The organism is Akkermansia muciniphila (assembly GCF_018709685.1).
In the GTDB taxonomy this organism is placed as follows: Bacteria; Verrucomicrobiota; Verrucomicrobiia; order Verrucomicrobiales; family Akkermansiaceae; genus Akkermansia; species Akkermansia muciniphila_E.
In genome coordinates this window covers 99,807-113,147 of sequence record NZ_JABDHQ010000005.1, presented here as the reverse complement: position 1 = coordinate 113,147, position 13,341 = coordinate 99,807, and the positions used below count along the sequence as shown (strand labels likewise).

At 58.3% G+C, this 13,341-nt stretch carries 9 protein-coding genes, 1 pseudogene and 1 riboswitch; of the genes and pseudogenes, 4 read left to right on the top strand and 6 right to left on the bottom strand.

Annotated elements, in window-relative coordinates:
• Positions 1 to 11: 11 nt before the first annotated feature.
• From HHJ06_RS05000 to thiC, 3 genes are all read right to left on the bottom strand, one after another.
• Positions 12 to 590, bottom strand: coding sequence for an RNA polymerase sigma factor (locus tag HHJ06_RS05000; protein ID WP_251841424.1), 579 nt, complete (start codon positions 588 to 590; stop codon positions 12 to 14).
• Positions 591 to 710: 120 nt separating this feature from the next.
• Complete coding sequence (locus HHJ06_RS04995) at positions 711 to 1,655, bottom strand: thioredoxin family protein (protein ID WP_215428171.1); 945 nt, start codon at positions 1,653 to 1,655, stop codon at positions 711 to 713.
• Between the two features lie 90 nt (positions 1,656 to 1,745).
• Complete coding sequence (gene thiC, locus HHJ06_RS04990) at positions 1,746 to 3,569, bottom strand: phosphomethylpyrimidine synthase ThiC (RefSeq protein WP_215428169.1); 1,824 nt, start codon at positions 3,567 to 3,569, stop codon at positions 1,746 to 1,748.
• Between the two features lie 61 nt (positions 3,570 to 3,630).
• Positions 3,631 to 3,751: riboswitch (TPP riboswitch) on the bottom strand.
• 186 nt (positions 3,752 to 3,937) lie between these two features.
• Between thiC and HHJ06_RS04985 the strand changes: the two genes are divergently transcribed.
• Positions 3,938 to 4,531, top strand: a complete 594-nt coding sequence (locus HHJ06_RS04985; RefSeq protein ID WP_215428168.1) for an RNA polymerase sigma factor — start codon at positions 3,938 to 3,940, stop codon at positions 4,529 to 4,531.
• 260 nt (positions 4,532 to 4,791) lie between these two features.
• Here the strand turns inward: HHJ06_RS04985 and HHJ06_RS04980 are convergent, their stop codons facing one another.
• The 3 genes from HHJ06_RS04980 to HHJ06_RS04970 all read right to left on the bottom strand — a co-directional run bounded on the left by HHJ06_RS04980 (position 4,792) and on the right by HHJ06_RS04970 (position 8,709).
• Positions 4,792 to 6,786: a sialidase family protein gene (locus HHJ06_RS04980; RefSeq protein WP_215428166.1), complete on the bottom strand. Its 1,995-nt coding sequence runs from the start codon at positions 6,784 to 6,786 to the stop codon at positions 4,792 to 4,794.
• Positions 6,787 to 6,984: 198 nt separating this feature from the next.
• Positions 6,985 to 7,497: a hypothetical protein gene (locus HHJ06_RS04975; RefSeq protein ID WP_215428164.1), complete on the bottom strand. Its 513-nt coding sequence runs from the start codon at positions 7,495 to 7,497 to the stop codon at positions 6,985 to 6,987.
• Positions 7,498 to 7,659: 162 nt separating this feature from the next.
• Positions 7,660 to 8,709 carry a hypothetical protein gene (locus tag HHJ06_RS04970; RefSeq protein ID WP_215428162.1) on the bottom strand — a complete coding sequence of 350 codons (1,050 nt, stop codon included), beginning with the start codon at positions 8,707 to 8,709 and terminating at the stop codon, positions 7,660 to 7,662.
• A 467-nt stretch (positions 8,710 to 9,176) separates the two neighbouring features.
• Here HHJ06_RS04970 and HHJ06_RS04965 point away from each other — a divergent pair.
• The 3 genes and pseudogenes from HHJ06_RS04965 to HHJ06_RS04955 form a co-directional block, all read left to right on the top strand.
• Positions 9,177 to 10,562, top strand: a pseudogene (locus HHJ06_RS04965) (sugar MFS transporter); the annotation flags it as partial.
• A gap of 573 nt (positions 10,563 to 11,135) precedes the next feature.
• Positions 11,136 to 12,914, top strand: coding sequence for an L-fucose isomerase (locus HHJ06_RS04960; RefSeq protein WP_215428159.1), 1,779 nt, complete (start codon positions 11,136 to 11,138; stop codon positions 12,912 to 12,914).
• A 50-nt stretch (positions 12,915 to 12,964) separates the two neighbouring features.
• Positions 12,965 to 13,330 (top strand): four helix bundle protein, encoded by a 366-nt coding sequence (locus HHJ06_RS04955; RefSeq protein WP_215428156.1) that lies wholly within the window; start codon positions 12,965 to 12,967, stop codon positions 13,328 to 13,330.
• Positions 13,331 to 13,341 lie beyond the last annotated feature (11 nt).

Here is a 13,341-nt window from a genome sequence, read left to right as displayed (position 1 = left end):
GGGGTGCGGCGTTAAATTTGTTCTTTTTTATTTCTCAGCGCCTTACGGAGCAGGTCGATTCCATAGCGGTACCGGCTCGCCACCGTGTTTTGTGAGATTTCCAGCGTTTCCGCAATTTGCTGAAAGGTTTGTTCCCCCCATATTTTCAGGACAATGACCTCTGAGAATTTGGAAGGGAGCTTCTTGAGCTGCATTTCCATGAATTGCTTGAGTTCTTCGTCCGCCGCGGCGCTGGAAAACCAGGGGTCCGCATAAATATCCCCGTCCTGTTCGGCGGCGCAGGCCTCATCCTCCCTCTTCTGGCGCCTGTCGGATTTGCGGCCATAGTCCACCGCCAGGCGCCGGATGGAGGCAAATACATAGGAAAGCCACGCCTCCTGGCCCCCCACAAATTCCCCGGAAGCTTCTTTCCTGGCCAGCCGTATCAGGGCATCCTGAAGGATGTCCTCCGCATCTTCCGGCGAACGGGATTGCTGGCGGGCAAACAGCAACAATTGAGCGACGTGCCTGCGCAGCCATTCATCCCAGCTCAGCAAATGGCTGTCTTCTTCCTTTACTTCCTCTTCCCTGATGTAGGCGGACGTATTCATTTCTGCATGTTCGGTTCCTTCATCAATCATAGCGCAGCAAGTTCATTTTTTTGTTTAAAATAATAGATGGAATATGGTTCCCCTGTTCACGGGGAGAGGGGATGCCTTCTGGAACAGGGTCTACTTACCCTTATTGATAACTTTCTGCATATTGCCTATCCACGGCTCCAGCTTTTTGGCCGCTTGAGATTCCGGATCGGCGTCACGGGCCATTTTCAGATACTCCAGGGCCTTGGGATAATTGCGCTCCAGCGCATACCCGTCGCTGACGTATTTGGTTATTTCCAGGCGGATGGCCGGCAGAAGGTTCCGCTTCTCCAGCATTTGCAAAGCTTCCTCCCGGCTTGCCCGGATTTTTTCCGGGGAAAAGGAGCCAGCGTGCTTTTTGTAAAATTGCTCCATCATGAGCCGCTGCGCCGCCATGGTTACGGCTTTTTCAGCCTTTCCGGAAAATCCGTACTGGTCTTCCGGGTCCAGGGCGGAGATTTCCGCGATCAATTCCTTTTGATAAGGCTGCAAGTCTTCCGGAAGCTGCTTGAGGGCCTGAACCAGTTTTTCCAGCTTTTCCTTTCCTTCCAGCGCGCGGGCAGCAGCCACGGCTTCTTTCAGTTTCATCCTTGCCTCCCCCGCGGCCTCAAGTTTTTCCAGGTATTCCTGCGCCGTCCTGGACGGCCCTACTATTTTGGCATAGGGAGCGCCATTCCCTTCCATCAGCAGAACGGTGGGGAACACGGAGATTCCGTAACGGCGCATCAGCTCTTCATGGAACTTGAGCTGTTCCGGAGGCATTTTCCCCTCCTTCCTGGGAAAATCCAGCTCCACCAGCATGAGGTTGTTGTCTTCCACGTATTTGGAAAAGGCCTCCGTATCAAAAATATTGTTGCGCAGATAAATACACCCCGGGCACCAGTCGGAACCGGTAAAGTCAGCCAGCACCGGCTGCCCGCTTTTGCCGGCTTTCTCCAGAGCCTTGTTCCAGTTCGTCTCCCAGACGGGAGAAGCGGAACAAATCATGGCAGAAGCCAGGGAAAGAATGCCAAGCACAGGAACATATGAATTCTTCATCCTGGGAGGCATCATAACACCATCCCTGCCCTTGTCATTCTTTTTCAGATGCTCCCACGGCCGCAGCCGGAACGCCGCGCCTCCGGCTCCCTACTGCTGTGAACGGCGGCGGATGTCCTGGCTCAGGCGCATGGCGCAGAAGTCCGGACCGCACATGGAGCAGAAGTGGGCCTTTTTGGCGTTGGCATGGGGCAGCGTCAGGTCATGGTAGGAACGCGCCTTCTGCGGATCAAGGGAAAGGTTGAACTGGTCCTCCCAGCGGAATTCAAACCTGGCTTGGGCCAGCGCGTTGTCCCGCCACTGGGCGGAGGGATGTCCCTTGGCCAGGTCCGCGGCGTGGGCCGCCAGCTTGTAGGTGACCACGCCTTCCCGCACGTCCTCCCGGTCCGGAAGGCCCAGGTGTTCCTTCCGGGTGACATAGCAGAGCATGGCGCAGCCGCGCTGGCCGATGATGGCTCCGCCGATGGCCCCGGTAATGTGGTCATAGCCGGGGGCTATGTCCGTCACCAGCGGCCCCAGCGTATAGAACGGGGCTTCCATGCACCATTCCAGCTGCTTGCTCATGTTCTCCGCAATAAGGTGCATGGGCACGTGGCCCGGCCCTTCATTCATGACCTGGACGCCCGCCTTCCACGCGCGCATGGTCAGGTCCCCCTGCACTTCCAGCTCCGCCAGCTGGGCGAAGTCATTGGCGTCCGCCACGGAGCCGGGGCGCAGTCCGTCCCCGATGGAGACGGCAATGTCGTAAGCAGCCAGGATGGAGCAGATTTCATCCCAGTGGACGTAAAGGAAGTTTTCCTGTTCGTGAATCATGCTCCACTGCGCCATGATGGAACCGCCGCGGGAGACGATGCCCGTCATGCGCCGGGCGGTATGGTTCACAAACCGGAACAGCAGCGCGGCGTGCACGGTGACGTAATCCACGCCCTGCCGGGCCTGCTCCAGAAGAGTGTCACGGAAGATTTCCCAGCTCAGGTCCGCCACCTTGCCGCCCACCTTTTCCAGCGCCTGGTAGATGGGCACCGTCCCGATGGGAACGGGGGAGTTCCTCAGAATCCATTCACGGGTGGCATGAATGTTCTTTCCGGTGGAAAGGTCCATCACGGTGTCCGCCCCCCAGTGGATGGCCCAGCGCAGTTTTTCCACCTCCTCCTCAATGCTGGACCCCAGGGCGGAGTTGCCGATGTTGGCATTGATCTTCACCAGGAAATTGCGGCCTATGGCCATGGGTTCGCACTCCGGATGATTGATGTTGGCAGGAATCAGGGCGCGCCCGGCGGCAATCTCGTCCCTGACGAATTCCGGCGTAAAATAGGCAGGCATGCGGCAGCCGCCCCGGCGCTCCGGCGCGTGCTGGTGGTCCAGGCGGTCGCGGGCCACCATGCTGGACGGGCCAAACCCTTCCTGCGCTTCCAGCTCGGACGGCCGCGGCATCATGGTCAGCTCATCCAGTACGGCCTGAGCCTCTTCCGGGCGGCTCTTTCCACGGGGGTAACGGTCATATACCGCCTTGAACGCCTGTTCCCTGCCCAGGTTCTCCCGGATAGCCACGAATTCCATTTCCGGCGTAATGACGCCCTGACGGGCGTAATGCCGCTGCGTCACGGGAGCGCCGGCGGACCGGAGGCAGACTCCCTGTTCCGTCTCCACTTCCTCCACATCTCCGCGGGTCCGTATCCAGGCTGCGCGCAGGGCAGGCAGCCCCTGCTCCGCCGTTCCTTCATAAGCTTCGTCCCCCCACGGACCGGAACAGTCGTAAACGCGCACGGGCGCATTTTCATGGGTGGCGCCGTCAGGCAGCAGGGTGTCGCTCAGGAGGATTTCCCTCATGGGAACCTGCACGTCCGGATGCAGATGGCCCGGAACATAAATGCGGCGGGACCCGGGATAGGACAATTTGGCGGTATCGTTCATGGCATGGTTGCTCTGTTCAAGTACCGGCAACGGGGGAAAACAAGCTCCGCGCAAAACGGGCACGCCCGCTTGATCGAACTCCCTGCGGCGGAATTATCCGCATCAGGTTTGAAGGGTTCCGCGCAGACGGCATGCCGCCGCGCAATCTCAGCCTTTATTGTCTGGCACCCCTGCCGAACTTGGAGGGAAAGTACCACGGCATCCGGCGGCATCCAAGCGTTTTCCTTCCTCCCGGGCTTTAAACCGGAAAAAGAAAGACCTTTTTTCGGCTCGTCAGTTCCCGGAAAATGGGATAGAAATTTTTTACAGGCCTCCGGGCCGCCAAATGCAACCTTCCTCCCCCCGCGGGGTTTATACAAGGGAATTTCATGGACGAAGCACAACACATGCCATCCGCCGAACCGGACGAGGACGCCCAGCTCATGCTGAGAGTCAGGGATGGAGATGCCTCCGCCATGGAACAACTGATCCGCAGGCACCAGAATTCCGTGTACGCCACCGTGGCCCGCATGCTGAATAACGGGCCGGAGGTGGACGACATCGCCCAGCAGGTTTTTATCCGCATCTGGAAGGGAGCGGGGAATTATGAGCCCTCCGCACGCTTCACCACCTGGATGTTCACCATTCTGCGCAATCTGGTCTTCAATGAAGTGCGCCGCCAGAAGCGCAAGCCCACCACCTCCGCGGACGCCATGGAGGAGGAAGGCGGCATGACCGTGTTTCTGGAGCCCTCCCAGGCTCCGGACGAGGCCCTGGAGCATACCGAACTCCAGCGGGCCGTGGATGATGCCATCGCCGCCCTGCCGGAGAAGGCGCGCCTGGCCGTCCAGCTCCGCCGCTTTGAAAACATGCCTTACGAGGAGATAGCCAGGACGCTGGAGATGACTGTTCCGGCCACCAAAAGCCTTCTGTTCCGCGCCCGGAACATGCTGAAGGAGGCGCTGGCTTCTTTTCTGGAGTGACCTCTCAAAAGACGGGCGCGGGGCCCGCAGGCATCGGGGGGTTCTGAATCGGTACACGGTCCAAGGACATTCCCTTCTGCCGGGGAGAAACGTGGTTTGTTTGATTTACAAGGGCCGGGAAACCGGATAATCCGGTTTCCCGGCCTTCTTACCTGAAATTTCTCTGAAGCGCAGCAGAGAACTTCCTTCTCAAAGACCCACACCTGCAAAAACAGGCCGCATCCCTGAAGGAAGCGGCCCGGAAATGATTTGCCCGAACGTCAGCGCGCGCTGCCCGCGTTCAGCACATCCCTGTACGGGATTTTCAGGAAGTTCAACGCTCCCTGGGATTCATACAGAACGCCCACGTGGTTTTTATCCACAGGAGCCAGGCAGGAATACCCCCAGCCGTTGCGGGCATCGTAAAGGAGCCACTTGTCCTCCGGCCAGGAGCCGGCGTCATCCGTGGAGGCCTTCAGGGTCATGTGGGAACGCCCGGAGGTGGTGTTGGGGTTGGAGAACAGGACCACCCTGCCCGCGCCCGGCACTCCGTCCACCGCCAGCAGGCTGCCCTGGCAGACGGGTTCCCTCAACTGGGGAGTGCGGTTGGTGGGATGTTTCTCCCAGGTCTTGCCCAGGTCCTTCGTGACGCCCACCACGCGGGAGCCGCCCCAGTTGCAGCGGGCATTGATCATGATGGAGCCGTCTTTCAGCTCAATCACCTGGGCTTCCGTCGTCTGCTCGTTGACGCCCGTGCCGCAGTGCCAGGTTTTGCCCCGGTCCTTGGAATAAACGATGGTGGACCACGGCACCCCCTTGCCGTCCCAGTACTGGGCGGCGAAGACCAGCGTGCCGTCCTTCATGCAGATGCCGTTGCCGGGGCCGTTGAACAGGATGCGCCAGTCCTTGTCCTTGGTCTGTTCCGTAATGTTGATGGGCTTGGACCAGGTAAGGCCGTCGTCATCGCTGTACGCCAGTACCAGCTGGCCGCAGGCTTCCGGGGAATTGTCTCCGGACTTGCTGCCCCAGATGGAATGCTTGTGGCTCCAGATGGCGGCCACCCAGATGCGGCCCGTCTTTTCATCCACCAGAATGGCCGGGTCCCCCACGCCCTTGGTTGCTCCCAGGGAGGGATCAATCTTGGAATCATCCATGGCTATTTTGACGTCGGACCAGGTGCGGCCGCCGTCCGTGGAGCGGCTCACGCCCACGTCAATGTTGGCCGGAAGGTCGCCGGAATGGTTGTAACGGATGTCATACACGGCCAGCAGGGTTCCTTTCCTGGAACGGTCCAGGCCGGGAATGCGGTAGAACTTGGAATTGAAATCCCCGTGCTTCACTACGGCCACGCCGATGCGCTGCGCCACGGGAGCGGCATTCGCCACCTTCATCAGTTTGTTCCCCGCCACGACGCTCGCCGGACGCACCACAACTTTGCCGTCCAGGGACGCGCCTTTCTTCATCGTCACGCAAGCCCACAGGTGATTGTCTCCGGGTTCCAGCTCCAGCTTTCCCTTCACGGAAATCTGGGGTCTGGCGGAGCCGGAAAGCTTTACCGTGCCCAGCACCTGGGAAGCGTCCTTCGGGAACGGGTCTTCCCCGTGGTGGATGGGCGGAGCTTCTTCCCCCCGCATCACGGTCACGGAGTCAATGTCGGAAAGCTTCGTCGTGCCCGTAAAATCCAGATTCACGGCCGTCAGATACTGCGGATTCAGGCACCCCTCCGTCTGAACATTCAGGGAAAGCACGGGACTGCACGGGATGCGCACCATCACCGGATAGGCGGAAGAGGCCATCTCCACCTGCGGATTCACCTTCATGGGAATGCAGGGCACGATAAACAGGTCGTCCAGCTTCATCCCCTTGTTGTCCGGAGATGTCAGCTTGAACACCAGGGAACGCGTTCCGGCGGGGACGCGGGCTTCTATCTTGGTATTGAAGCCGCCCGTCCTGATATCCTTGCCGTCATAGATCTTCTTTTCTCCCTGGGGACCTACGGCCACAATGGAAAATTCAAAAGGAGCCTGTCCGGTCCAGCGCTCCGCCCAGGCAGACAGACGGACCTCCCTGGAGGGCGTATCCTTCAAGTCCAGCTTCAGTTCCGTATCCTGGCCGCCGAACATCCGCAGGGAAGACTTTCCGGATTTTCCCCCTCCCCCGATTTCCGCCACGCCGTCCCGGCAGGACATGGGGCCGTACTTGGTGGAGAGAGTGGTGAACTTGCCGCGTTTGGATTGCTCAAAACTTTCCGTGCCCAAGGCTGCGGGAATAGACATGCCCAGGGCGCACAGCAGGGCAAGTCCCGTTAATTTATTCAAAGGTAAACGCATCGTATTTATGGTGTGTTTCGCAGGACAATACGCAGCAGCCCGCAGCAATCTTGCTCAAGCCCGCGTCATTGCCGGCCTGTTTCCTACCACACCCTTTTCCGTTGCGTCCAGTCCTGCCTGAAAAGCTTGTAGAAAGACCAGTCCTCAATCCTTCGCTTCCTCACCGGAAGAAGCAGCCGGCTCTATGGAAATCACGGGGCGTTCCGGGAAGGAACTGGAATCCTTGTGCATGTAGTAATGGGACCAGTGAAGGACCACCTTGTCCCCCGGTTTCAGCGCGGCTACCTCTTTCAGGATGTCCGCGCCCTGCAGGATGGGCTTGTGGGCGGGATTAACGTCAATCATCAGCTGTTCCTGCTTTTCATCCCCGTACTTGCCGGGTTTCCGGTAATCCAGATACTTGATGATTTTGAACACGGCAAAATCCTTGGCGTGGTCGCACTTGTCCGGACACAGGGAAGTAAGGAACCTGCATTTGCGGTGAATGATCCCGGTAAACTCCGCCTCCGCCACATGGTCTGACAGCAGTTCTCCGGAGGAAAGGGGAGTCTCCTCCTTATCGCCGGAAGCCGGGAGAACGGCCACCGGATTTTCTACGGCAGGAGAGGCAAAAGGAAAAATCAGGAAAAGACAGCAGGGGAGAATGAATTTCTTCATACTCCCCTGCTTAAACATTCCGTCAACAAGAGTCAAGCAGAAGGCCCGCCCTCTTTCTTTCCGGATAAAATTTCTGCGGGAGACGGTCAGGGCGGCAGCCGCAATTGACCGAAGAGGGACCACGGCCATGCCTGGAAAGCCCCAGGGATATATGGAATGGTCTTAATGGCCGGTTCCGGCAATGCAGCCTTCACAGGCCAGTTCCTCCGTATTCTTGAAATCAGACGGAGCAATGAAGGAGGAGCGATGTTCATTGAGCCAGAGAAGGGCTTCTTTCTGGGCCTGCCGGCTCCACAGGCTTTTCCAGTCTTTCTTGTGGGTGACAAGGCAATACCAGACGTACGCCACTCGAGCCGTCCACATGACAAGCTCTATTTTTTCCTTGAATGAAGAACACAGGAATTCGCGGTTTTCCAACTCCGCCGCCATGGCATCCCTCCCGGCCTGCAACAGGATGGCGCCGTGCTTCTCCGGATCGAAAACATTTTCAGCCATCCCCTGCATCATGAAATCCTTCTCATCCCCGTCCGGGACATTTGGAACGTCCCATTCTCCGGACTCCATTTCTTCAAGGGCTTTCGACAAAAGAGACTGCCCTCCCGGCCCGGTGGCAGCATCCAGAGGAATAACCGGCTGCTTGTAATGCAACTGATACGGCTCGCCGGCTTCTTCATAACACTTCGCTACAAATTGCGAGCAAAATGCCGTTGGATGGCTGCCTTCCAGCAGGGACCGCAGTACTTGGTAAGTGGATGCCAGCAGGCAGACGGCGGCTGCCGCCGTCTCCCGGTCCCAACGGAACCTGGAGTATTTGGAAGTGATCAGAAGAAGCCCCAGCATATAAATACCTCCATACGGCAGCTTCTGCTGCAGGTATTTCCTGCCTGTTTCAACAACCGGCTCCAGCGAGGGAAGATTCCTGTTTCTGTAAACGTGGATGGTACGCCCTGCAAACCTTTGCCGGGCCGGATTTTCCAGGACAGGATGTTCTCCGGTAGCTTCAAGCAAGGTTTCCTTCTCCTCATCGGCATAAAGGGCGGCATGGCTTACATCGGATCCCGTCAGCAATCCGATCAGAGAAGAAATGGTATCCCCCTGAAGCACGGAGAACAGCAGAACATCCCCTTTTTTCAGATCCTCAACAGACAGTTCGTTCTGAACATCTTTCCGCTCCTCCGCGGCCTTGTTTTTTACATCGCTTGATTTTTCCATAACATTAAAGTTTCACCTACCATAGTATGATTTATTGAAAAACAATCAATAATTAATCTGAAAACATGTATTTTCCCCACAGAAGCCCTTCCGCCGATCCAGTGCGGTCCCTTTTCCGGTCAATTCCTCCTGGCTTCCTCTCCTGTTCCCATGCGCTAAGCGTCCCCTGAAGAAACAGTGGAGAAAACTCCCTTTCCTCAAAACCGTGTCTCAGGCCCGCAGGCATCCATCCGGTGCAATGCCGCCGTTCAACAAGGATTCGTCCCCGGATTTTCAGCGGAATGTGGAAACGCATCTCCCGCAGTCGCCATGAAACCGCGCAGGAGTCAATCGCTTACCTAGGGCCAAAAGCATAGGAAAAATTTGAAGCGGCTGTCCGGGTGCATGGAAAAGAATCAGAAACCCAACTTCTTCCCCGTTTCCAAATTGACGCGTCGCCTTCCGTGTGAGAGATTGAGAAAAGTAATATGGACAACAACCGTACCTCTACCGTGCCGATCGTTCCCAAACAATACCGGCTGCCGTTCTTCATGCTGGTCTCCTGTTTTGCGTTGTGGGGCCTGCTGAACAACATGACGGACAACCTGGTTCCGGCGTTCAGCAAGATATTCATGATTAACGCTTCGGAATCCGCCGGGGTGCAAATCTCCTTTTACGGGGCGTATGCGGTGCTTGCCATTTTCGCCTCCATCCTGCTGGAGGAATTCTCCTACAAGGCGGGCGTGCTCATCGGCCTGGGCTTCTACATGATCGGCGCGCTGTGCTACATTCCCGCCGCCATCGGGCAAAGTTTTGACATTTACCTGGTAGCCATCTTCGTCCTGGCGGGCGGCCTCTCCATCCTGGAAACCACCTGCAACCCGTTCGTCCTTTCCATGGGGTCCCAGGAGACAAGCGTACGCCGCCTGAACTTCGCCCAGGCTTTCAACCCCATCGGCTCCCTGACGGGCATTTTCCTGGCCAAATATTTCATCCTCGCGCACTTGAATGACGCGGACATGGACACCCGCAAGGCCATGGACCCGGAACAGTTGAACGCCATCGTCAGCGATGAACTCTTCTGGGTGTGCGTTCCGTATGTGGGCCTGGTGGCCATCGCCGCCGTCATCTGGTTCTTTTTCTGCCGCTACAAGTCCGACGACGAAAGCGTGCCCACCCAGGAAAACACGCAGCCCCTTTCCTCCAAGCTCGGCCGCCTGGGCCTCTGCGTCGCCTTCATCCTCATCCCCTTCCTGTTCCAGTACTATTCCACCTTTGAATTCAGCATGGTGCAGCAGATCCTGATCATGATGGTGGGCCCCATCGCCTTCCTGCTCATCATGCCGGACTACCGCTGCCAGCTCATGAAGCTGGTGAAGCTGCCGCGCTACTTCTGCGGCGTGGTGGCCCAGTTCTTCTACGTGGGCGTGCAGATCGCCGTCTGGACATGGACCATCAAGTACATCATGTCCGTCTTCCCCGGCATGCAGGAAGCGGCGGCCTCCAATTACTATATCTTCTCCATCGTCCTGTTCATCGCCTGCCGCGCCATCACCACGGCCCTGATGAAAAAGTTCAACCCGGCCAACATGATGTCCCTCTTCGCCATTGCGGGCATCCTCTGCTGCCTGGGCACCATGTACCTGCCCAAGGAAATCTCCGTCTGGACGCTGGTGGGCATTTCCGGCTGCATGTCCCTGATGTTCCCCACCATTTACGGCATCGCCCTGCGCGGGCTGGGTTCCGAAGTGAAGCTGGGCGCCGCGGGCCTCATCATGGCCATCCTGGGCGGCGCGGTCATCACCCCGTACATGGGTTCCTGCATTGACAACACCACGGTGAAAAACCAGGTGGCCTACTTTGAATCCATTGACCGCCCCCTGATCGCCCAGGCGGAAGCGGCGGACTCCCGCAAGTCCGTCTCCGGAGCCATGCTGGCTCTTTACAAAATGTCGGAAGCGAATCCCTCCGAGGGCGAGGAAGAGGCCAAAGCCGCCGCCAAGTTCCAGAAAAACCTGGACACTTTCCTTTCCCTCCATGCCCTGGACGGGGAAGCCTTTGACCAGGCGGCCAAATCCCTGCCCGGCTGCTCCGGGCTGAAGCCTGCGGAACTGGCGGTCTTCAAGGCCAACCTGGACCGCCTGCCCGCCCCCGCGGACCGGGAGCAGCAGATCCAGCAATTCTCCCTGATTCCGGCGCTGACCACGCTTTCCGGAGGCCAGGCGAACGTGCTGAATGACCTGATCGCCCATCCCCTGGACATGAAGCAATTCCAGACGGCCCAGGAAAACTTTGTGGAAAAAGCGGTACGGTCATCCTTCTTTATTCCCATCATCTGCTTTGCCGTGGTACTAATCTACGGCTTCTTCTTCCGTAACACCCATCTGAAAAAGGAAGAAGAAGCGCCCGCCCGGGCATAACCCCTCTTCACATCACCTACGCAAGATATGAAAACAGCATTACCAACCATCGGTATCCGCCCCACGATTGACGGGCGCCGCCTCGGCGTCCGGGAATCCCTGGAAGACCAAACCATGAACATGGCCAAGGCGGCCGCGGCCCTCATTGAGGCCAACATCCGCCACGCCTCCGGAGAAACCGTCAAGTGCGTCATCGCAGATACCTGCATCGGCGGTCCGGCGGAAGCCGCCGCCTGTGCGGACAAATTCAAGGCCAACAACGTGGGCGTCTCCCTGGCCGTCACGCCCTGCTGGTGCTACGGCAGCGAGACGTTTGACATGGACCCCTTCACCCCCAAGGCCATCTGGGGCTTCAACGGAACGGAGCGCCCCGGCGCCGTGTACCTGGCCGCCGCGCTGGCGGGCCTGAACCAGAAGGGATTCCCCGCTTTTTCCATTTACGGAAAAGACGTCCAGGACGCCGGCGATACCTCCATTCCGGAAGACGTGGCTGAAAAAATCCTGCGCTTCTGCCGTGCCGGCCTGGCCGTAGCTACCCTCCGCGGCAAGGGGTATCTCTCCATCGGCGGCTGCTCCATGGGCATTGCCGGCTCCATTGTGGACCAGTCCTTCTGGGAAAACTACCTGGGCATCCGCGTGCAGGCCGTGGACATGACGGAAGTGCGCCGCCGGATGGACCAGAAGATTTACGATGAAGCGGAATTCGACCTCGCCATGGAATGGGCGGACGCCGTCTTCAAGTTTGCGGAAGACAAGAACCGCCCGGACTTGAAGCTGGACGAAGCCGGACGCCGCAAGACCTTCAAGGAAAGCGTGCTGATGGCCATGATCTTCCGGGACATGATGCAGGGCAACCCCAAGCTCAAGAAAATCGACCGCGAAGAAGAATCCCTGGGCTACCAGGCCATTGCCGGCGGCTTCCAGGGCCAGCGCCACTGGACGGACTTCTACCCGAACGGAGACATTGCGGAAACCCTGCTCAACTCCACCTTTGACTGGAACGGCCCGCGCGCGCCGATGCCCTTCGCCACGGAGAACGATTCCCTGAACGGGGCCTGCCTCCTCTTCGGCTACCTGCTTACCGGGCAGGCCAACGTCTTTGCGGACGTGCGCACCTACTGGAGCCCTGAAGCCGTGAAGCGTGTCACGGGCTACAAGCTGGAAGGCCACGCCAAGGACGGCATCATCCACCTCATCAACTCCGGCTCCGCGGCCCTGGACGGCTGCATGGCCTGCACGGACAAGGACGGCAAGCCCGTCATGAAGAAGCACTGGGACGTCACCCCGGACGACGCAAAAACCATGATGGAACAAGCCGTCTGGTGCCCGGCCAACCGGGAATACTTCCGCGGCGGCGGCTACTCCGTCCACTACGTCACCCAGGGCGGAGCCCCCGTCACCATGATGCGCCTGAACATCGTCAAGGGCCTGGGTCCCGTCCTCATCGTGGCGGAAGGCTGGTCCGTGGACCTGCCTGCCAAGGTGCACAAGACGCTGGATGAACGTACCGATCCGGGCTGGCCCACCACCTGGTTCGCCCCGCGCCTGACCGGCAAGGGAGCCTTCACGGACGTCTACAGCGTCATGGCCAACATGGGCGCCAACCACGGAGCCTTCACGTACGGCCACATCGGCGCGGACATCCTGACGCTGGCCTCCATGCTGCGCATCCCCGTATACGCCCACAACATTCCGGACGACCAGATCTACCGTCCCTCCGCTTGGGGCCTCCACGGCACCGCAGACCCGGAAGGCGCCGATTTCCGCGCCTGTTCCAACTATGGGCCATTATACGGAAAATACTGAAAACGGAAGGTAACAGTTAATAGGTAATAGTTAACAGCTTCGGATAAAACATGGCAGAAAGTCTCGTTTCCGCTAAAAGCTTTTCCTTCGCGGTCCGCATTATTCAATTATGCAGGCACTTGAAAAAGCAGGATGTTGAGCGGGAACTGCTTAGCCAGCTCATACGTTCCGGTACGAGCATTGCTGCCAATTTATCCGAAGCTGTTTACGGGAGCAGCAGAAGGGACTTCTTTTCCAAAGCCCGCATTGCCCTGAAGGAATGTTCCGAGACGCATACCTGGCTTAAACTGCTGCATGCCACCGGGAGCCTGACGGAACCGGAATACTCCTCTATCAACCAGGACTGCACGGAAATCCTTAAAATGCTCGTTTCCATTAACAAAACAGCTCAAAAAGCACCCCCCGATACCTATTAACTTTTAACTAT